General features: G+C 54.0%; 21 protein-coding genes. 7 read left to right on the top strand and 14 right to left on the bottom strand.

Annotation, left to right across the window (positions count from 1 at the left end; genetic code table 11):
- The first annotated feature begins 9 nt into the window (after positions 1-9).
- Positions 10-1011, top strand: coding sequence for a flagella biosynthesis regulator Flk (flk, locus tag ABVM99_RS14020; RefSeq protein WP_000553395.1), 1002 nt, complete (start codon positions 10-12; stop codon positions 1009-1011).
- On the opposite strand, the gene ABVM99_RS14015 is transcribed toward flk, so the two are convergent.
- Both ABVM99_RS14015 and ABVM99_RS14010 read right to left on the bottom strand, forming a co-directional pair.
- Positions 1008-2186 carry an MFS transporter gene (locus tag ABVM99_RS14015; RefSeq protein ID WP_052938239.1) on the bottom strand — a complete coding sequence of 393 codons (1179 nt, stop codon included), beginning with the start codon at positions 2184-2186 and terminating at the stop codon, positions 1008-1010. The two genes, flk and ABVM99_RS14015, sit on opposite strands and share 4 nt — an antisense overlap.
- A gap of 179 nt (positions 2187-2365) precedes the next feature.
- Positions 2366-2740, bottom strand: a complete 375-nt coding sequence (locus ABVM99_RS14010) for a hypothetical protein (RefSeq protein WP_001051266.1) — start codon at positions 2738-2740, stop codon at positions 2366-2368.
- A gap of 172 nt (positions 2741-2912) precedes the next feature.
- Here ABVM99_RS14010 and ABVM99_RS14005 point away from each other — a divergent pair, with 172 nt between their 5' ends.
- The 3 genes from ABVM99_RS14005 (at position 2913) to ABVM99_RS13995 (ending at position 4216) form a co-directional block, all read left to right on the top strand.
- Positions 2913-3161 (top strand): transcriptional regulator, encoded by a 249-nt coding sequence (locus ABVM99_RS14005; protein ID WP_052938240.1) that lies wholly within the window; start codon positions 2913-2915, stop codon positions 3159-3161.
- A gap of 168 nt (positions 3162-3329) precedes the next feature.
- Positions 3330-3698: an NlpC/P60 family protein gene (locus ABVM99_RS14000; protein ID WP_000118256.1), complete on the top strand. Its 369-nt coding sequence runs from the start codon at positions 3330-3332 to the stop codon at positions 3696-3698.
- Positions 3698-4216 carry a YbjP/YqhG family protein gene (locus ABVM99_RS13995; protein WP_000847534.1) on the top strand — a complete coding sequence of 173 codons (519 nt, stop codon included), beginning with the start codon at positions 3698-3700 and terminating at the stop codon, positions 4214-4216. Before ABVM99_RS14000 ends, ABVM99_RS13995 begins: the two co-directional genes overlap by 1 nt.
- A 66-nt stretch (positions 4217-4282) precedes the next feature.
- Here ABVM99_RS13995 and ABVM99_RS13990 read toward each other — a convergent pair whose 3' ends face one another.
- A complete protein-coding gene (locus ABVM99_RS13990) occupies positions 4283-4939 on the bottom strand; it encodes a CPBP family intramembrane glutamic endopeptidase (protein ID WP_023233534.1) in 657 nt (218 codons plus the stop codon).
- Positions 4940-5036: 97 nt separating this feature from the next.
- Entirely contained in the window at positions 5037-6251 is a 1215-nt protein-coding gene (gene fabB / locus ABVM99_RS13985) for a beta-ketoacyl-ACP synthase I (RefSeq protein ID WP_000817161.1), read from the bottom strand.
- A gap of 159 nt (positions 6252-6410) precedes the next feature.
- On the opposite strand from fabB, the gene mnmC reads away from it, so the two are divergent.
- The gene (gene mnmC, locus ABVM99_RS13980) at positions 6411-8411 is read left to right on the top strand and encodes a bifunctional tRNA (5-methylaminomethyl-2-thiouridine)(34)-methyltransferase MnmD/FAD-dependent 5-carboxymethylaminomethyl-2-thiouridine(34) oxidoreductase MnmC (protein WP_052938241.1); all 2001 of its coding nucleotides are present in this window, start codon (positions 6411-6413) and stop codon (positions 8409-8411) included.
- Between the two features lie 51 nt (positions 8412-8462).
- Here mnmC and ABVM99_RS13975 read toward each other — a convergent pair whose 3' ends face one another.
- The 6 genes from ABVM99_RS13975 to prmB are packed head-to-tail and all read right to left on the bottom strand — an operon-like array spanning position 8463 to position 13009.
- Positions 8463-8738, bottom strand: coding sequence for a YfcL family protein (locus ABVM99_RS13975; RefSeq protein ID WP_000559749.1), 276 nt, complete (start codon positions 8736-8738; stop codon positions 8463-8465).
- Between the two features lie 32 nt (positions 8739-8770).
- On the bottom strand, positions 8771-9319 hold the full coding sequence (locus tag ABVM99_RS13970; protein ID WP_001066345.1) for an elongation factor P hydroxylase: 549 nt from the start codon (positions 9317-9319) through the stop codon (positions 8771-8773).
- Complete coding sequence (locus ABVM99_RS13965) at positions 9319-10128, bottom strand: sulfite exporter TauE/SafE family protein (protein ID WP_000368599.1); 810 nt, start codon at positions 10126-10128, stop codon at positions 9319-9321. Before ABVM99_RS13965 ends, ABVM99_RS13970 begins: the two co-directional genes overlap by 1 nt.
- Positions 10128-10952 (bottom strand): penicillin-insensitive murein endopeptidase, encoded by an 825-nt coding sequence (gene mepA, locus ABVM99_RS13960; protein ID WP_000750428.1) that lies wholly within the window; start codon positions 10950-10952, stop codon positions 10128-10130. Before mepA ends, ABVM99_RS13965 begins: the two co-directional genes overlap by 1 nt.
- 3 nt (positions 10953-10955) lie before the next feature.
- The gene (gene aroC / locus ABVM99_RS13955; RefSeq protein WP_000918457.1) at positions 10956-12041 is read right to left on the bottom strand and encodes a chorismate synthase; all 1086 of its coding nucleotides are present in this window, start codon (positions 12039-12041) and stop codon (positions 10956-10958) included.
- Between the two features lie 35 nt (positions 12042-12076).
- Positions 12077-13009, bottom strand: a complete 933-nt coding sequence (gene prmB, locus ABVM99_RS13950; RefSeq protein ID WP_001542329.1) for a 50S ribosomal protein L3 N(5)-glutamine methyltransferase — start codon at positions 13007-13009, stop codon at positions 12077-12079.
- 165 nt (positions 13010-13174) lie between these two features.
- Between prmB and smrB the strand changes: the two genes are divergently transcribed.
- On the top strand, positions 13175-13726 hold the full coding sequence (gene smrB, locus ABVM99_RS13945) for an endonuclease SmrB (RefSeq protein ID WP_000730794.1): 552 nt from the start codon (positions 13175-13177) through the stop codon (positions 13724-13726).
- 99 nt (positions 13727-13825) lie between these two features.
- On the opposite strand, the gene sixA is transcribed toward smrB, so the two are convergent.
- The 4 genes from sixA to ABVM99_RS13925 all read right to left on the bottom strand — a co-directional run bounded on the left by sixA (position 13826) and on the right by ABVM99_RS13925 (position 18438).
- On the bottom strand, positions 13826-14311 hold the full coding sequence (gene sixA, locus ABVM99_RS13940; protein WP_001195800.1) for a phosphohistidine phosphatase SixA: 486 nt from the start codon (positions 14309-14311) through the stop codon (positions 13826-13828).
- Positions 14312-14519: 208 nt separating this feature from the next.
- The gene (gene fadJ, locus ABVM99_RS13935; protein ID WP_000214145.1) at positions 14520-16667 is read right to left on the bottom strand and encodes a fatty acid oxidation complex subunit alpha FadJ; all 2148 of its coding nucleotides are present in this window, start codon (positions 16665-16667) and stop codon (positions 14520-14522) included.
- The gene (gene fadI / locus ABVM99_RS13930; RefSeq protein ID WP_023194396.1) at positions 16667-17977 is read right to left on the bottom strand and encodes an acetyl-CoA C-acyltransferase FadI; all 1311 of its coding nucleotides are present in this window, start codon (positions 17975-17977) and stop codon (positions 16667-16669) included. The genes fadJ and fadI overlap by 1 nt, the downstream gene beginning before the upstream one ends.
- 176 nt (positions 17978-18153) lie before the next feature.
- Entirely contained in the window at positions 18154-18438 is a 285-nt protein-coding gene (locus ABVM99_RS13925) for a YfcZ/YiiS family protein (RefSeq protein WP_000030904.1), read from the bottom strand.
- A gap of 370 nt (positions 18439-18808) precedes the next feature.
- Here ABVM99_RS13925 and fadL point away from each other — a divergent pair, with 370 nt between their 5' ends.
- Positions 18809-20116: a long-chain fatty acid transporter FadL gene (gene fadL / locus ABVM99_RS13920; RefSeq protein WP_001518618.1), complete on the top strand. Its 1308-nt coding sequence runs from the start codon at positions 18809-18811 to the stop codon at positions 20114-20116.
- Positions 20117-20172 lie beyond the last annotated feature (56 nt).

Below are 20172 nucleotides of genomic sequence, written 5' to 3'. Positions count from 1 at the left end.
TAATTAATTATGCATCCCATCTCCGGCGCCCCTGCACAGCCTCCAGGCGAAGGGCGTAATCCTCTTTCCGCTGCGAGCGAGCAGCCGCTTTCCATGCAACAGCGTACGGTACTGGAAAGGCTGATCACACGCCTGATTTCACTGACCCAGCAGCAAAGCGCGGAAGTATGGGCCGGAATGAAACACGATCTGGGGATAAAAAATGACGCGCCGCTACTGTCGCGCCACTTCCCCGCCGCTGAACAGAATCTTACCCAGCGTCTGGGCGTAGCGCAGCAAAATCACGCCAATCGTCAGGTACTTTCACAGCTAACAGAGCTGCTTGGCGTCGGGAATAATCGTCAGGCCGTCAGCGATTTTATCCGTCAGCAATACGGTCAAACCGCGCTTAGCCAGCTTACGCCCGATCAACTCAAAAACGTGCTGACGCTCCTGCAACAGGGGCAGCTTTCCATTCCGCAGCCGCAGCAACGTCCGGCAACGGATCGGCCATTATTGCCTGCTGAACATAATACGTTGAATCAGTTGGTGACGAAGCTGGCAGCCGCGACCGGCGAGTCAAACAAACTTATCTGGCAATCAATGCTGGAACTCTCCGGCGTGAAAAGCGGCGAGCTCATTCCGGCAAAACAGTTTACTCATCTGGCGACATGGCTACAGGCGCGGCAGACGCTGTCACTACAACACGCGCCTACGCTACATACGCTGCAGGCTGCGTTAAAACAACCGCTTGAGCCAGACGAGCTCACAGCGATCAAAGAGTATGCCCAACACACTTATCAAATTCAGCCGCAAACGGTGCTGACCACCGCACAGGTACAGGATTTACTTAACCATATTTTCCTGCGTCGCGTAGAGCGAGAGGCGGATGAGCTTGAACCGCTCTCTATTCAACCCATCTACCGTCCGTTCGCGCCGATGATTGAAACCGTGAAAAATCTGTCTGCGCGACCAGGCCTGTTGTTTATCGCGCTAATAATTGTACTGGCGCTTTTCTGGCTGGTTTCTTAACTACGCCGGAACGATAATATCGTCACCAGGATGCCAACCACTGCGGAGATCGCTCCCGCGAGGAATACGGAAGGATAGCCGCATGACGTGGCCAGCATGCCCGCCAGCGGGCCGGTAACGCCGTAGGAGATATCCTGAAACGCGGCGTAGCCGCCGAGCGCCGTACCGCGTACCTGTGCAGGTACGCGTTTCACAACCTCCACGCCCAGCGCCGGGAAAATCAGTGAACACCCTGCCCCGGTGAGCGCCGCGCCTACCAGCGCTATCCAGGCCGTCGGCGCCAGCCACAAGAGCAGCAGCCCTGCCGTCTCAACCAGCAATGAGACAACGGCGACCTTCACGCCACCAAAGCGGTCCGGCATCCAACCGAACAACATGCGCATCAGTACAAACGCACCGCCAAACGCGGTCAGGGTGAATCCCGCCATCGTCCAGCCATTGCTGACAAAATAAAGTGAAATAAACGTACCGATGACGGCAAAGCCCACGCCCTGCAATGCCAGGCCCAGGCCCGGTTTCCAGATAAGCCCGACCACGCTCCACAGTGAAGGTCGCTCCCCCGTATACGCAGGCACTTTACGCACGGTGCCGTTGAATGCCCAGGCCAGCAGCGGTAAAACCATCGTCGTCCCCGCCAGCGCCGCGAAGCCAAAGTGGCTATGGATCAGCAAGCCCAACGGCGCACCGGCCGCCAGCGCGCCGTAAATCGCCATTCCGTTCCACGACATCACCTTACCGGAACGCGTTGGGCCAACCAGCCCCAGTCCCCAGGTCAGGGTTCCGGTCAGCAGCTGGCTTTCGCCAAATCCGAGGATCAAACGCCCGACAATAAGCAGCGCGAATTTTACCGGCGCGGAAACCGGCAACAGCGCGGCCAGGAGCCAGGCGGCGCCCGCCAGCCCGCAGGCAAACATTCCCTGTAACGCCGATCGTTTAGCGCCATATTGATCCGCCAGCCGTCCGGCATAGCCGCGCGTCAGTACCGTCGCAAAAAACTGAATGCCCACGGCGATCCCAACCATCGTATTGCTATAGCCCAGTTCGTGATGGACAAAAAGCGGGATGACGGGTAACGGCAGGCCGACCGTCATATAGGTCAGGAAAACCGCAAAGGCGATGCGGAACAGCGAAAAATTCGCAGACGGGATCGTTGTTTTTTGGCTAACGGCTGTCATGCATTACTCCAGAATGCAGAGTAAGGCGGGGAAATGCCACGCCCCCCTCTACCTGAACGTCAGGATTAAGGTGCGTTGGATAACGTTAAACGCTTACGCATTATCGGAAGGATAATGTAGAGAGTGAAGTCTGCCTGTGAGACGCGAAACTTGTCAACCTTGAAATTGCGGCCAGGGTATCAACGTGGCGGCGTGTCATCAAACAGAAAGGGAAAGACCGCTTTCATTCCTCTCACCTTAAAGCGTCCGGTCACCTGCTTGCGCTGTTCTGGCGTCAGTAACCTGAACATCATCTCCCAGATATCTTCAGGCTCCGCTTCCTGTAAGGAAATGGGTTCTGGCGTCGGTTCCTCTCCGCTGTCGTCAAGATAACGATGAACATAAAGAGGGAAAACAGATATATGAAACTCCTCGGCCTTTGATTTAACACGCTTACGCCTGACACCCTCTTTCCCTTCGCTGTACTTATACAAACGTTCGCGAACCGCAGGCTCGCTTCCCGGAAACCCCGGTAAGCCAAGACATTCCTTAACCGTGAACCATTCCTTTGCCATCGGTTTCTTTCCTTTCCCCTGATGAAATAAAAATATTTCTTCTTTTGCGCGAAATTTTGCTTTCTTTCTGGCACTATTCTTAGCGTGAAAAAGAAAGTAACTTCCTTTTCCATGCGCTAATTTTCATCTAAAAAATATCGGCGCCGATAACACATCTTCTTAGGATTACAGAATGGAACCAAAAAGCCAAGACTGGCATCGTGCAGATATTAAAAGTGCACTTGAAAAAAGAGGTATTACGCTCAGAGATCTTTCTCGTCAGGCCGGTTTATCACCTGATTCACTGCACAATGTCTTTACCCGTTCCTGGCCGAGAGCTGAACGGATTATTGCGGACGCGCTGGGCATCACGCCGAAAGAGATCTGGCCGTCGCGCTATGATGATATGCAAATAAAAAATGATGCCGATACCGCAGAATAATAGTTAATGCTGAATAAATTAGCCTTAACTAATCAATCCCAACAATTAATAAATATTTAAACTTATTCTATTGGAAATAGTAATAGCACTATCTGTCATGCTTCCCGAATCAAATACTGTTAAAGCATTACGTCATTGCTATTACGTATTTTATTAACAGGAATCATTATGAGTTGGGATAAAAGAATGGCGGTTAATTATGCCAAAACGCATGCAGGTTCTCATTCTCAAGGCCGGTGTGCGGAATTTACCCGAAAGGCAATTCAGGCGGGCGGTATCACGCTGGGGCATACGTATCATGCGAAAGATTATGGCCCAATGTTAAGAAGCGCCGGATTCACCGCTATTGGCACCTATGAAATGCCGCGCGAGGGTGACGTCATCATTATTCAACCTTACGCTGGCGGAAACCCGAGCGGTCACATGGCGATATACGATGGCACAGAGTGGTATTCAGATTTTAAACAACGCGATATGTGGGCCGGCCCGGGCTACCGGGCAGCCAGGCCCTCATATACCATCTACAGGAAGAATTAATGAAAACGTTCTCCCTTGTCGCGCTTATCCTGTTGCTTTGTAGTTGCTCTGCGCCTCATCACGACAGTACGCAGGCCGTGAAGCAGTTCTATACCTCATGGATGACGACGTTCACGAACGATGTGAATCCCCCTGACGACACCACCGCCTTAATGCAACGTTACGTCGCTAAAGAGGTTATTCATCGCCTGGCGCTAATACAGTCCCTTTATGAACAGGAGATTGTGGGGGCTGATTATTTTATGTATGCGCAGGACTATGCGCCAGAGTGGATTCCACAGTTACGGGTTGGGAAGGCACACCCTTTCCTCGGCGGAGAAAAAGTGGATGTTCTGTTGGCTACAGAGTCAACGCCCATCCACCTGGAAGTTTATACCCGTTGGGAAGAGGGACGCTGGAAAATTTACCGCGTTCGGGATGCTGATAAGGGTTATGAACAGCCGATTTATGACGCAGGCGCCATCACCCAGGCTGAGGCCTGGTCAGCGAAAGTCGCGCCGGAGTATAAGAAGCATTAAAAAAGGGAATCGCCATCGGTCTCTTGTTCGTACCGGAGAGGTTAAAGCGCCTATTTCATCAGGCTCTTATTCCGTCGCTGAAAACAGTAAGCCGAAAACAACCCAGGCATTATTTAAAATATGAAGTGTTATCGGTATCATTAGCCCACGGCTTCTCATTCGAACAACGCATAATATCGATGAAAAAACAAACAGATAAACAAAAGTCACCGCAAAGAGATATTGTGTATGCATAAATGCAAAAGCGAGTGAAGTAATAATAATACCGGAAGCTCTTGAGTACCGACCCCAACCGATACTGCTGTTTAATAAAAACCCTCTGAATATAATTTCCTCCGCCACAGGAGCCAGAAAGCACATCGCCAGCGTGTTAAGAAATTTATGAAGAAAAAATTGCCTTGATAACTCGGCCATCCAGGGTTCCGGGCCACTAAAAGCATTGTAGAGAACGGTAAGGCACACCAGGGCCAGCGCCGGAAAAAAACATTCCACAAATGATAAGCGGCCCAATGATAAAAACGGATAATACTTTGAATAAATACTCCAGGCGGCAATCGCATAGACAAAAACAATACTATATATAAAAGGCGCAGCCAGACCTCCCAAATAAAGCCAGGCATAGGAAGGCGAAAATGAGGCAAAAACAAAAATGCCAAGCAAACCAAATAAAACAGCCACACAACTCAAACTATGCCTAATTTTATCTAATGTATTAGTTGGCATTTATAGAATATCCATATAATTTGTTGTTCCCTGAATGAAAAAACAGGTCGCATTAGCGACCTGTTTCATTATTGATACTACAACGTAATAGTCAGGCTTACAACTTACGCATCACCAGCGTGGCGTTGGTGCCGCCAAAACCGAAGCTGTTAGACATTACGGTAGTCAGTTCACGCTCGGTCGTTTCGGTCACGATGTTCAGACCCGCAGCCTGCTCATCCAGCTCTTCGATGTTGATACTCGGCGCGATAAAACCGTGCTCCAGCATCAGCAGAGAGTAGATAGCTTCCTGCACGCCTGCGGCACCCAGCGAGTGGCCGGTCATCGCTTTGGTTGCAGAAATTGCCGGGCTGTTATCGCCAAACACTTCACGGATTGCACCGAGTTCTTTCACGTCGCCTACCGGAGTAGAGGTACCGTGAGAGTTCAGGTAGTCGATCGGCGTGTCTACGCCGTGCATCGCCATCTGCATGCAACGTACTGCGCCTTCGCCAGACGGAGCAACCATGTCTGCGCCATCGGATGTTGCGCCGTAACCGACGATTTCCGCATAGATATGCGCGCCGCGCGCCAGAGCGTGTTCCAGCTCTTCGACAACAACCATACCGCCACCGCCCGCGATGACAAACCCATCACGGTGCGCATCATAGGTACGGGACGCTTTTTCAGGCGTATCGTTATATTTGGTGGACAGTGCGCCCATCGCATCGAACTCACAGGCCATTTCCCAGCACAGCTCTTCGCCGCCGCCAGCAAAAACGATGTCCTGTTTGCCCAGTTGGATTTGTTCAACCGCATTGCCGATACAGTGTGCGGAGGTCGCGCAAGCGGAGCTAATGGAGTAGTTCACGCCATAAATTTTAAACGGCGTAGCGAGGCAGGCGGAAACGCCGGATGCCATTGCTTTCGTCACCACATACGGGCCCACGGCTTTCAGACCACGCGGGCTACGCATGGCGTCTGCGCCAAAGACCTGGAATTTCGGGGAGCCGCCGCCGGAACCTGCAATCAGGCCGACACGCGGGTTATTCTGATAGACTTCCGGCGCCAGACCGGCGTCGGCCACTGCCTGCTCCATAGACAGATAAGCATAGATGGAGGCGTCGCTCATAAAGCGCACGACTTTGCGGTCAATGAGGCCAGTGGTATCCAGTTTTACGTTGCCCCATACCTGGCTACGCATGCCGGCGTCCTTCAGCTCCTGAGAGAAAGTGATCCCTGAACGTCCTTCACGCAGAGATGCCAGGACTTCCTGCTGGTTATTACCGATGCTGGAAACGATGCCCAGGCCAGTAATCACTGCACGTTTCATTCAATACCTCTGTAATTCGCACTATTTTTAAGTTTCGATTGGCACAATAGCGTACACTTGTACGCCGAACAAGTCCGATCAGCCATTTAGTACGGAAATTTGCGCCGTCAGGCACACATCGTTAAGATCGCGATACCGCCCGTCAGACGAGTAACTTACGTGAAACAATACGCCATACAACCCGCCACACTCGAATTTAACGCTGAGGGTACACCTGTTTCCCGAGATTTTGATGATGTCTATTTTTCTAATGACAATGGACTCGAAGAGACACGCTACGTTTTTCTTGGCGGCAATCGTCTTGCGGAGCGATTTCCCGTACATTCACATCCATTATTTATAGTCGCGGAAAGCGGTTTTGGCACCGGACTTAACTTCCTGACGCTGTGGCAGGCGTTTGACAGCTTTCGTTCTGCGCACCCACAGGCGACGCTGCAAAGGTTACATTTCATCAGTTTTGAGAAATTCCCGTTAACGCGCGACGATCTGGCGCTGGCGCACCAATACTGGCCGGAGCTCGCGCCCTGGGCAGAGCAGCTGCAGGCGCAATGGCCGCTGCCGCTCCCGGGGTGCCACCGCCTATTGCTGGATCGGGGCCGGGTGACGCTGGATTTGTGGTTTGGCGATATTAATGAACTGACCGACCAACTGGACGCCACGCTGAATCAAACAGTCGACGCCTGGTTCCTCGACGGTTTTGCCCCGGCGAAAAATCCGGATATGTGGACGCCAAACCTGTTTAACGCGATGGCGCGGCTGGCGCGGCCCGGCGCAACGCTGGCGACGTTTACCTCGGCGGGCTTCGTTCGTCGGGGATTACAGGAAGCCGGTTTTACCATGCAAAAACGCAAAGGCTTCGGACGTAAACGCGAGATGCTTTGTGGAGTGATGGAACAACACCTCATGCCGACCCTTTCCGCGCCCTGGTTTTACCGCAGCGGAAGCGAAAAACGTGAAACGGCGATCATTGGCGGCGGCATCGCCAGCGCGCTGTTATCACTGGCGTTACTGCGTCGCGGCTGGCAGGTGACGCTCTATTGCGCGGACGACCAGCCCGCCCAGGGCGCCTCCGGTAATCGACAGGGCGCGCTTTATCCGCTCCTTAGCAAACATGACGCCGCCATTAATCGCTTTTTCCCGACCGCATTCACCTTTGCCCGTCGCCTGTATGATGCCCTGCCCGTCTCTTTTGATCATGACTGGTGCGGCGTGACGCAGCTCGGATGGGATGAGAAAAGCCAGCAGAAAATTGCCCAGATGCTGTCCCTGGCGCTGCCCGCCGGACTGGCCTCGGCGCTCAATGCCGAAGAGGCGGAACAGGCGGTTGGCGTGATGACACGCTGCGGAGGAATTACCTATCCGGCAGGCGGCTGGCTGTGCCCGGAACAATTAACTCGCGCAGTCATCGCACTGGCGACCGAACAGGGTTTACAAACGCGCTTTCGCCATACGCTCACGTCGCTCGTTGCGCAGGAGTCGCGCTGGCAACTGCGCTTTGCGTCAGGTGAAACCGCCAGCCATGAGACCGTCGTTCTGGCGAACGGCCATCAGATTAACCGTTTTGATCAGACCCGGCCGCTGCCGGTTTATGCCGTCGGGGGGCAGGTCAGTCATATTCCCACCACCCCCGCCCTCTCGGCGTTGCGTCAGGTGTTATGCTACGACGGCTATCTGACGCCGCAAAATGCGCATAATCAGCAGCACTGTATTGGCGCCAGCTATCACCGGGGTGACGAAAGCACCGTCTGGCGCGAAGAAGATCAGCGTCAGAACCGACAGCGTCTGCTTGACTGTTTTCCGGATGCGAACTGGGCCACAGAGGTTGACGTTAGCGGCAACAGCGCCCGTTGCGGCGTGCGTTGCGCCACCCGCGACCATCTGCCGATGGTGGGCAATGTCCCGGATTACCATGCCACGCTGACGCATTACGCCGATTTAGCCGATAATAAAACGTCGGCGGCGCCTGCGCCTGTGTATCCGGGTTTATTTATGCTCGGCGCGCTGGGATCGCGCGGTTTGTGCTCAGCGCCATTATGCGCAGAAATTCTGGCGGCGCAGATGAGTAACGAGCCGATTCCACTGGATGCCAGTACGCTGGCGGCGTTAAATCCGAATCGGTTATGGGTGAGAAAGTTATTGAAGGGAAAAGCGGTGAAGTAATGGGCCAGTCAATAGCGGAAGGCGGCAAGCGTCGCCTTCCGGCCCACGGCGTTATTGTTTTGCCTTGTCGAACAAATTGTCCCACATCGCTTTGACTAACGCCTGATCGCGCGGCGACAGTTCGCCGGCGCCGATCGCTTTTTCCAGACTTTGGCTAACGTTGGCATAGACCGCCTCAACGGAGTGGTCATCACCGCTCTCCAGCTCGGCAATGGCTAACGTCAGGTGGCCACGCAGGTATCCACTGGCAAAAAGCTCATCGTCGCTGGCGTGCTCTACCATATCGTCAATTAATGCCAGAATGCGTGATTCAAACTCCGCGATCATCTTCTTTCCTCATTGTAAACGTGGCGCTGGCTTTAATTAAGCGCTTCCGGCCACGGGAACTGTTCCGCCTTAAGTTCGGGCGTGTGATAGTAATTCTGTAGCGCTTTGATGAAGCGGGCCGGACGTTCAGGAATGCCCTGCTCCAGATACGCCATTACCTGCGCATGAACCCGGCGCTGAAACGCCACGCGATCCGGCTCAATATCGCCTTCCAGATTGTCGCAACTGACGTTAAAGGGATACCCCGCCGCCACGCAAAACAACCAGTCGAAAGCCTGTGGCTTCACCTCAACGTCTTCGAATTGACTTTGGGTCTGCGCGTCGCGTCCGTCCGGGCAGTACCAGTAACCAAAGTCAACCAGTTCGCGGCGCGCCTTACCGGCGATACACCAGTGAGAAATCTCATGCAGCGCGCTGGCGTAAAACCCATGCGCAAAGACGATGCGGTGGTACGGTACCTGCGCGTCAGCAGGAAGATAGATCGGTTCGTCGTCGCCTTTAATCAGACGGGTATTAAATTCTTCGGCAAAGCAGCCGTTAAAAATCTCAATTAACTGTTCGTAATGGTGCGTATTGTTCATTAATTCATCCCCAACCAGTGGAGGATCTCCTGTCCGTGGCTATCATAAAGTAACCTGGCGCTCATTACCGCCGAGACAATAACGATCATCGGTCTGATAAGCTTTTGGCCTTTGCTCAACACCAGACGCGACCCCATTCGCGCCCCTAAAAACTGACCAACCAGCATCACGAAGCCCGTCGCCCAGATCACTTTGCCGCCGATGATAAATAACAGCAGGCCGCCAACGTTGGAGGTAGCGTTAAGCACTTTGGCATGTGCCGTGGATTTCGCCAGGTTATAGCCACATAAGGTGACAAACGCCAGAGCGTAAAACGACCCGGCGGCAGGCCCGAAAAAGCCGTCGTAAAACCCGACGCATCCCCCGGCTATCAGCGCGAACGGTAATCCATACAGGCGGCGCTGGCGATCTTCCTCGCCCAGCTTCGGCATCAATAAAAAATAGAGGCCGATGAAAATCACCAGGATAGGCAAGATCTGGCGCAAAATATCCGCCTGCACGTGCTGCACCAGCAGCGCGCCGCTCATCGAGCCAATGAACGTCATCAGAATATTGAGCTTTTGCTCGGCCAGGTTTACCACTTTACGGCGAATAAAATAGAGCGAAGACGAGAGGGAGCCGCCGCACGCCTGTAATTTATTGGTCGCCAGCGCGTTTGCCGGCGACATCCCGGCGGCCATCAGCGCAGGGATAGTGAGCAGCCCTCCGCCCCCGGCGATAGAATCGATAAATCCTGCCAGTACGGCGACAAAAAACAGCACCACCAGCAGCAGCGGGGAGACCATAAACAGATCATAAAAATTGTCCATCAGAGTACATGCTCATCCAGTAGCGCCTGGCAGGAAGGCGGCAGCGGCGGCGGTGTCTTCTTCTCAGGCTTTGTGGTGCCAGGTTTTGGCGGTTCGAACCAGCTTTGCAGTTCAGCGCCGCATCCATCGCCCGGCGGGGGTAAAGGTTGATCTTCGCACTCCAGGCTGTCGGCAGGGCAGCGTAAACGCACGTGCATATGCGCGCGATGCTGGAACCAGGGGCGTACTTTACGTAGCCAGTCACGATCGTTTCCGGCATCGAGGCAAAGCTGTTGTTTAATAGCCGGATTGACGAAAATACGGGTGACGTCATTGTCTTGTGCCGCCAGTTTGATCAGACTGGCGATATCCGACGACCAGCGAGACGGCACGACATGTTTACCGTCGCGGGACACCAGATCTAACGCCTGCGGGCGCAATAGCTGCGCCTGGCTCCAGCGCGTTTTCGGCAACTGCAAGAAAATATCCACATCAAGCCCGGTCTGATGACTGGCGTGTCCGCCATTAAAGCGGCCTCCGGCAGGCATCCCCATGTCGCCTATCAGGACGGTTCCTAGCCCCCGTTGCTGCGCCTGATGACTCAACCGCTGGATAAACATGACCAAGTCCGGGTGGCCGAAATAACGGCGCTGATCGGTGCGCATCACCTGATAATTATCGGACTGTACCGGCAACGTGTCGGCGCCAATGATGCATCCGTTGGCAAAGCTACCGATAGACTGGGCTGCGCCGGGGACAGGATGAGTTATTTTCTGCCACGGCGTCGCCGCCAGGCTGGCGCTACTGACAAACCATGCCAGCAGCGCAATCGCGGTTTTTTTCATTTCTTACCAGCGTGGAATCTCTGTCTTCACGTCCGCATTCTGTGCCCGATGGCGCAGCAGGTGATCCATCAGCACGATCGCCAGCATGGCTTCTGCGATCGGCACTGCGCGAATCCCCACACACGGATCGTGGCGCCCTTTGGTGATCATCTCGACTTCTTCACCCATCCGGTTGATCGTACGTCCCGGCACGGTAATGCTGGAGGTAGGTTTCAGCGCCATATGCGCCACAATGTGTTGCCCGCTACTGATGCCACCGAGGATGCCGCCAGCATGGTTGCTCTGAAAACCCTGCGCCGTGATTTCATCGCGATTCTGGCTGCCGCGCAGCGCCACCACGTTAAATCCTTCGCCGATCTCCACGCCTTTCACCGCATTGATGCTCATCAGCGCATGGGCGATGTCCGCATCCAGTCGGTCAAACACCGGTTCGCCAAGCCCTGCCGGCACGCCGCTCGCCATCACCGTCACTTTCGCGCCGATGGAGTCGCCCTCTTTTTTCAGCGCGCGCATCAGTTCGTCCAGCGCGTCAAGTTTGTCCGCATCGGGACAAAAGAATGGATTAAGCTCAACCTGACGCCAGTCTTTAATCTCCAGCGGAATGTCGCCCATCTGGGTCAGGCAGCCGCGGATTTCGATGCCGAACTTTTCCGCCAGGTATTTCTTGGCAATCGCCCCTGCCGCTACGCGCATCGCGGTTTCACGCGCGGAAGAACGTCCACCGCCACGGTAATCGCGCAGGCCGTATTTCTGCTCATAGGTGTAATCCGCGTGTCCCGGACGAAAAACATCTTTAATCGCGCTGTAGTCCTGCGAGCGCTGATCGGTGTTTTCAATCAGCAGGCCAATGCTGGTGCCGGTCGTCACGCCATCAAACACGCCGGAGAGAATTTTTACCTGGTCCGGTTCGCGGCGCTGAGTAGTATAGCGCGAGGTGCCTGGGCGGCGTCTGTCGAGATCGTGCTGCAGATCGGCCTCCGTCAACGGGATGCCGGGCGGCACGCCATCGACGATACACCCAAGCGCCAGCCCGTGTGATTCGCCGAAAGTGGTTACGCGAAAGAGTTGTCCAATTGTGTTTCCTGCCATCACGGCTCCGTTATCGTTGTTGTCGTTTGCGTGTTTTAATCTTTATAAATGTTGAAATGTTCACGGGCCGCGAGCAACTGCGCTTTGGTCAACATAAAGACGCCATCGCCGCCGTTGTCAAACTCCAGCCAGGTGAACGGCACATCCGGATACTGCTCCATCAGATGTACCATGCTGTTTCCGACTTCACAAATCAGAACGCCGTCATCGGACAGATAATCCGGCGCATTCCCCAGGATACGACGGGTCAATTTGAGGCCGTCAGTGCCGGACGCCAGCCCCAGCTCAGGTTCGTGGCGATATTCGTTCGGCAGATCGGACATATCCTCCGCATCGACATAAGGCGGGTTAGTGACAATCAGATCGTACTGAACTTTCGGCAGATCGCGGAACAGATCGGAACGGATTGGCGTCACGTGATGGATAAGACCGTGTTCTTCAATGTTATGCTCGGCGACAGCCAGCGCATCCGGCGAAATATCGACCGCATCAACCTCTGCGTCCGGGAAAGCATAAGCACAGGCGATGGCGATGCAGCCGCTGCCGGTACACATATCCAGAATATATTTCGGCTGTTGGCTAATAAGGCCGGCGAAGTGGTTATTAATCAGCTCGCCAATGGGCGAACGCGGCACCAGCACGCGCTCATCGACATAAAATTCGTGGCCGCAGAACCAGGCTTTATTGGTCAGGTAGGCGACCGGGATACGCTCGTTAATGCGACGAATCACTCGCTCGACAATGCGGTGTTTTTCGCTGGACGTCAGCCGCGCGGTTCGCATATCTTCCGGAATATCCAGCGGCAGATAAAGAGACGGCAACACCAGTTGCACCGCTTCATCCCACGGGTTATCGGTACCGTGTCCATACCAGATATTCGCCGCGCTAAAGCGGCTTACCGCCCAGCGCAACATGTCCTGAATGGTATGCAGTTCACTTACTGCTTCATCGACGAAAATTTTATCCACGTATTCCTCCAGGGCATGCTCGCATTAAATTCGGCGGCTAGTTTGCCACGAAGACAGGGATAAATCAGCATTGACGCGGCGGGAGAATACGAAAAATCCGTTTTGACCGTTCGGATATCCTCCGGGTCGGGTAAACTAAGGCAAAAGATCAGACGAGACCCACGAATGAAAAAGAAAACATCGCTCAGCGAGGAGGACCAGGCGCTGTTCCGTCAGCTGATGGTCGGCACCCGAAAGATTAAACAGGATACTATCGTCCATCGGCCACTGCGCAAGAAAATCACGGAAGTCCCTACCCGAAGGTTAATTCAGGAACAGGCGGACGCCAGCCACTATTTTTCTGATGAGTTCCAGCCGCTGCTCAATACGGAAGGGCCGGTAAAGTATGTCCGTGAAGATGTCAGCCATTTCGAGCTAAAAAAAATGCGTCGCGGCGACTATTCGCCGGAACTGTTTCTGGATTTACACGGCTTAACGCAGCTTCAGGCCAAGCAGGAACTGGGGGCGCTAATTGCCGCCTGCCGTCGGGAACATATTTTTTGCGCCTGCGTCATGCATGGACACGGTAAACATATTCTGAAACAGCAAACGCCGTTATGGCTGGCGCAGCATCCGCATGTGATGGCCTTTCATCAGGCGCCGAAAGAGTACGGCGGCGACGCCGCGCTGCTGGTGTTGATTGAAGTGGAAGAGTGGCAACCGCCCGAATTACCCTGATGCGGAATTGCCGGATGGCGGCGCAAGCGCCTTATCCAGCCTACGAACAGCCAACGCTGTCGTAGGCCTGATAAGCGAAGCGCCATCAGGCAGCAAAGATTAAATCGCTTTCGCCATTTTCAGATTGCAGGGACTCATTTGCCAGTTGAATGTCCCCTTGCCGCTTTCATCAAGCGTAACGTTGGCAATTGCGGACGTCGTGAACATCGGCGGCGTTTCGCCCGGACAAAGCTCAGATACCAGGTATCCGACCAGAGGTAAGTGAGAGATCACCAGCACCGATCCGATCTCTTCATTGGCCAGCGCCTGGAGGTAGGCGCTGACCAGACCGACATCGCCACAGGGCGTTAGCTCCGGCAGGACATCCACCTGAGCCGGCAGATTCATACAATCGCCGACCACATCTAACGTCTGTTCGGCCCGAAGAAACGGACTCACCAGAACACGTTCGATATCCACTTTTTGACCTTTCAGCCAGTTCGCCATCAGGCGAGACTCGTCACACCCACAAGGGGTCAAGGGACGAACCGAATCACTGGCGGCATCGAGGGCTGCGTCGCCGTGACGCATGATAAAAACTTGCATATTGCACCGCTTTTGTTAACCAGTTTCACCAACACGCTTACCACATGCCCCTATTGGCTGCGGCAAAAATGCGGTGGCCGGCATTGTGCCTTATCCATTCACTGAATGAAACGCTGTTTTTTACCTCAATGGCGTAAGTATAGTCAATCATTGATTATTATTTCGCCACTAAGGAGGCATTCAGTGCGGATTCATATTCTCTTTGACCTCAATTTCCCTGGTCAGTTTCCCCATTCGTCCAGAAATGCTCCCTGCGCTCCGCCATGCGCACTAATTGTTCACAAGGCGCGTAACGAGGACCGTAAAGTGCGGCCAGGCGCTGTAATGTCGCCACCATTTCACCCGGCCCGAGAGCATCCATATAGCGGAACGGGCCACCGAGAAACGGCGGAAAACCGATACCAAACACGGCGCCGATATCGCCATCGCGCGCGCTGCGAATCACTTTTTCGTCGAAACAGCGCGCCGCTTCGTTAAGCATTAACATGACACAGCGCTCTGCCACCTGCTGCGCAGATAGTCGACTCTGCCCTTGCACGCCAATAAGCTTATAAATAGCAGGGTCAACCTGTTTTTTGCTTTTACGCCCTTTTTCGCCATAAAGATAGAAACCGCGACCATTTTTTCTACCTTTGCGATCGTCATTCAAAATTGAAGCGACAACATTTGCAGGCGCGCTAAAACGTTCTCCATACGCCGCCTCAAGCACAGGAATAATTTTAGTGCCCGTGTCGATTCCTACCTCATCCAAAAGTTGGATTGGCCCCACCGGAAAACCAAATTTTACCAGGGCGGCGTCAATATGTTCGACGCGTTCGCCTTCAGTCAGCATCCGAATCGCCTCATTGATATACGGCGCAAGAATTCGGTTAACATAAAACCCGGCTTTATCGCTGACGACTATCGGGGTTTTACCCTGTTTTTTCGCCAGCTTAACGGTCGTGGCGATGGTCTGCGCGGAAGTAGACGCATGAGGAATGACCTCAACCAGCGGCATTTTTTCGACCGGGCTAAAAAAGTGCAATCCAATCACCTGTTCCGGTCTGGCCGCATTCGCCGCAATATCGCCAATCGGCAGGGAAGAAGTATTGGAGGCAAAAATGGTGTGAGCAGCGCAATTTTGTTCCACTTCCGCCACCATCTGTTGTTTTAACGGCAGATCTTCAAACACCGCTTCAATGACCAGATCACGATGACTGAAACCACGGTAATCGGTCGAACCTGATATCAACGCCAACTGTTTATCGCGTTCGCTGGCTTTGATATGGCGGCGGCGTACTTTTGTTTCAAGCAGATCCCAGCTGTACTTCAGAGCATGATTGATCCCCTGAGTATTTATATCCTTAATTCGTACTGGCAAGCCGCCTTTACAGGCCGTAACCCAGGCGATACCGCCGCCCATTAACCCGCCGCCTAAGATGCCCACGCTGTTCAGCGGGCCGGGCGGCGCATCGCTACCGGGATCTTTTTTCACCTCGGTACTGGCAAAGAAAACAGCGCGTAGCGCCTGCGATTGAGGCGTCATCGCCAGCTCACCGAAAGCGCGCGCTTCCGCGTCATAGCCGCTACTGCTGCCCTGCGCCAGTCCGGTTTCAATCACATCAATGATCCGCTCCGTCGCCGGATAATTACCCTGCGTTTTTTGCGCCGTCTTTTTACGCACCAGGCGAAATAACAGCGCACGCCCCAGCGGCCCCGCCAGGATACGTTCACGGACCGGCAATGTCCGTTGCGCCAGGCGTTCTTTTTTAGCCAGCTCGACAGCCGCTTCCAGTAAAATAGTTTGCGGCACCACATCATCAACCAGCCCGGCTTTAAGCGCCTGTCTGGCGCGAAGCTGTTTACCTGTCAGGATCATATCCAGCGCGGTACTGACCCCCACCAGCCGTGGAAGTCGCTGCGTTCCGCCCGATCCCGGTAAAAGCCCTAACTGTACCTCCGGCAGTCCAAGAACGGTTTTAACGTCATCGGTACAGATGCGCCGATGGCAGGCCAGCGCCATTTCAAGGCCGCCCCCCAGACAGGCGCCATGAATGGCGGCGATAACCGGAACAGGCAACGCCTGAATCTCCGCCATCAGTTGTTGCCCCTGACGCGCCAGCGTTTCCGCTTCCTGCGCGTTTTGGCAGTGACCTATCATGTTGATATCAGCGCCAGCAATAAAGTTATCTGCTTTGGCTGAGATAAAAACAACGCCCTGCAACGCTTTATTTTCCCGGATCTGCTTCAGGATGGCGCGTACCTGCGCGGCAAACTCCGCTTTCAGGGTGTTCACCTTTTCTCCAGGGACATCAATAGCGACAACTGCGACATTATCCAGACGCACGTTAAGCATAAACGCTGATGTGGTAGTCATTATTCCGCCTCCAGAACCATCGCCGCGCCAAGACCGCCAGCCGCGCAGGCTGTGACCAGGCCAAAACCTCCGCCCCGACGCCGTAATTCATGCAACGTTTGGGTTATCATCCGTGCGCCCGTTGCGGCAAAAGGATGCCCGTAGGCGATTGAGCCGCCGAGCACGTTGAATTTAGCGTCATCTACCTCCCCTGTCGCCTGCGCACGACCAAGCACCTCACGGGCAAATCGTTCGCTGCCCAGCAGTTGTAAGTTCGCCAGAGTCTGAGCGGCAAACGCTTCATGCATGTCAAAAAGCGTCAGATCTGCCATCGTCAACCCAGCCCGCTCCAGCGCCAGCGGCGTTGACCAGGCCGGCCCCAATAGCATGTCCTGCCAGACATCAATAGCGGTAAAGGCGTAGCTGCGCAGATAACCAAGCGGGTGCAGCCCCAGCTCTTTAGCGCGGGATTCGGTCATCAGAATAACGGCGGCAGCGCCGTCGGTCAGCGGTGTACTATTGGCGGCGGTCACAGAGCCATGTTTTCTGTCAAAAGCGGGACGCAGTTTAGCGTAGTCCGCCAGCGTGGAGGTGCCGCGAATGTTGTTATCTTCTGCAAAGGGGTTTTTATACGGCGGCACATAGGTCGTCATCACTTCTTCCGCCAATTTGCCATCCGCCCATGCCTGCGCGGCGCGCTGATGTGAACGATGCGCCAGCGCGTCCTGCTGTTCACGCGTAATACCATACGTTTTCGCCATCTGTTCGGCGGTATCGCCCATGCGCAGACCGGTGGAATACTCAGCAACGGCGGGAGGCACAGGCAGCAGGTCGCGTAAGCGCAGACGAGAAAAAAGCGTCAGCCGTTGGCGGGTCGTCCGGGCTTTATTGATATCAACCAGTACCCGCGCCAGGGCTTTACTCACGCCTATTGGCAGTACCGACGACGAATCTGCGCCGCCAGCGATACCCGCGCGTATCGTGCCGGCCACCAGGCTTTCCGCCACATTCGCTACCGCCTGAAAACTGGTGGCGCAGGCGCGGCTTACGCTATAGGCATCGGTATGAACATTCATCCCCGTACCCAGCACAATTTCGCGCGCAATATTGGGGGCTTCCGGCATTTGTACTACCTGACCAAAAACCAGTTGCTCAATGGCATCGGCTGGAATTTCACTGCGCGCCAGCAGCTCGCCTACCACCATCTTGCCGAGATCAACAGCGGGAATACCATGAAATGCAGTGGCCTGACGAGCGAAGGGGGTTCGTAACCCACTGACAATAGCAATGCGATCGCCCTGGCGGGTGACCAACGGTAAAGCCTGACGCATAGTACTCCCCTGTAAAAAATAAATTAGTGGTCTGACCTGATCACAGTCTTAACCAATTTTTTACATTTAGCCAAGCAGAGAGAAAAGAAAGTGGGAGCCAAGGCACAGTGAAGGGAAGCGACAAAAAAAGAAAACGCCTCCGCCAGATGATGACGGAGGCGTCGTGAATGAACGGATTAACGCAGGCCGAGCTGGAAGATCAGCGTTTCTGCTTCGCAGGCGAAAACAAAATCAATATCCAGACGAACGCCTTCGGATTCCTCGGTAAAGGTTGGCGTAATTTGGCAAGGTTCAGACTCCACGCTACGCGCTTTTTCGGTTAACGCCGCCAGCGTCTCTTCAGCCTCTGCGCGGGTAGCGAATACGCGGCTGTATGACGCGGTGCAATCGGAGTTGTCCATGATGGTTCCAACGTCCATACAGCAGCAAACCGGGGTTTCATCAGCACTGCATTTACTCATTGTAGATTTCCTCTGTATTTGCACCCAGGGTGCCAGATAAACGATGGGGATATTTTACGCTCCCGGCATTCGCCTCTCCAGTCGTTAATGGTGGGAAACGCGTTAAGTGACCGAAATCACACTTAAAAATGATCTAAAACAAAAATCGCGCGATCGGGTGACCGTTAAGCCCGCCGATTTTGCCAGCCAGATCTCGTTTCTAAGATCACAATTGAAAAAACTTATAAACATACTTGCAACATTCTAGCTGGTCAGACCTATACTCTCGCCACTGGTCTGATTTCTAAGTCGTACCGCAGACCCTACACTTCGCGCTCCTGTTACAGCATGTAACATAGTTTGTATAAAAATAATCAATGAGGTTATGGTCATGAGCCAGAAAACCCTGTTTACAAAGTCTGCTCTCGCAGTCGCAGTGGCAATCATCTCCACCCAGGCCTGGTCTGCAGGCTTTCAGTTAAACGAATTTTCTTCCTCTGGCCTTGGCCGGGCCTATTCGGGTGAAGGCGCAATCGCAGATGATGCGGGTAACGTTAGCCGCAACCCGGCGTTAATTACCATGTTTGACCGCCCGACGTTTTCAGCGGGCGCGGTTTATATTGATCCTGATGTTAATATTAGCGGGACATCGCCATCTCGTCGGACGTTAGATGCGGATAACATCGCGCCGACGGCCTGGGTGCCGAACGTCCATTTTGTCGCCCCGATTAACGACCAGTTTGGCTGGGGGGCTTCTATTACCTCTAACTATGGTCTGGCGACAGAGTTTAACGACACATACGCCGGCGGCTCGGTTGGCGGTACGACCGATCTTGAAACCATGAACCTGAATTTAAGCGGCGCTTATCGCTTAAATGAGGCCTGGAGCTTCGGCCTCGGCTTTGATGCGGTATACGCGCGTGCAAAAATCGAACGTTTTGCGGGCGATTTAGGCCAGTTGGTCGCGGCACAGAATCCGGCGCTGGCGCCGGTCGCGGGTCAGATTCCCAGCGACACCAAGATTGCCCACCTGAACGGTAATCAGTGGGGCTTTGGCTGGAATGCCGGTATCCTTTATGAACTGGATAAAAATAACCGCTACGCGCTGACCTACCGCTCGGAAGTCAAAATTGACTTTAAAGGCAACTACAGTAGCGATCTTCCCATCGCTATAAACCGATTTAACCTGCCTATCCCAACGGCAACTGGCGGCGCGACGCAGTCAGGCTACCTGACGCTGAATCTGCCGGAAATGTGGGAAGTGTCCGGTTATAACCGTGTGGCGCCACAGTGGGCCATCCACTATAGCCTGGCCTATACCAGCTGGAGCCAGTTCCAGGAATTGAAGGCAAAATCGACCGCTGGCGATACGCTCTTTGAGAAGCATGAAGGCTTTAAAGACGCTTATCGCATTGCGTTGGGCACCACCTATTACTACGATGACAACTGGACGTTCCGTACCGGTATCGCCTTCGATGACAGCCCGGTACCAGCGCAAAACCGTTCTATCTCTATTCCGGACCAGGACCGTTTCTGGCTGAGCGCCGGTACGACTTACGCCTTTAATAAAGATGCGTCTGTCGACGTTGGCGTCTCTTATATGCATGGTCAGAGCGTGAAAATTAATGAAGGCCCTTATCAGTTTGAATCTGAAGGGAAAGCCTGGCTGTTCGGTACTAACTTTAACTACGCGTTCTAATCTCTTTCTGAAACGGATCAAAAAGGTGAGCATTGCGCTCACCTTTTTATTTACTG

The organism is Salmonella sp. SJTUF15591, assembly GCF_043356435.1.
Classification (GTDB): Bacteria; Pseudomonadota; Gammaproteobacteria; order Enterobacterales; family Enterobacteriaceae; genus Salmonella; species Salmonella enterica.
This window is presented reverse-complemented; position numbering and strand designations above follow the sequence as displayed.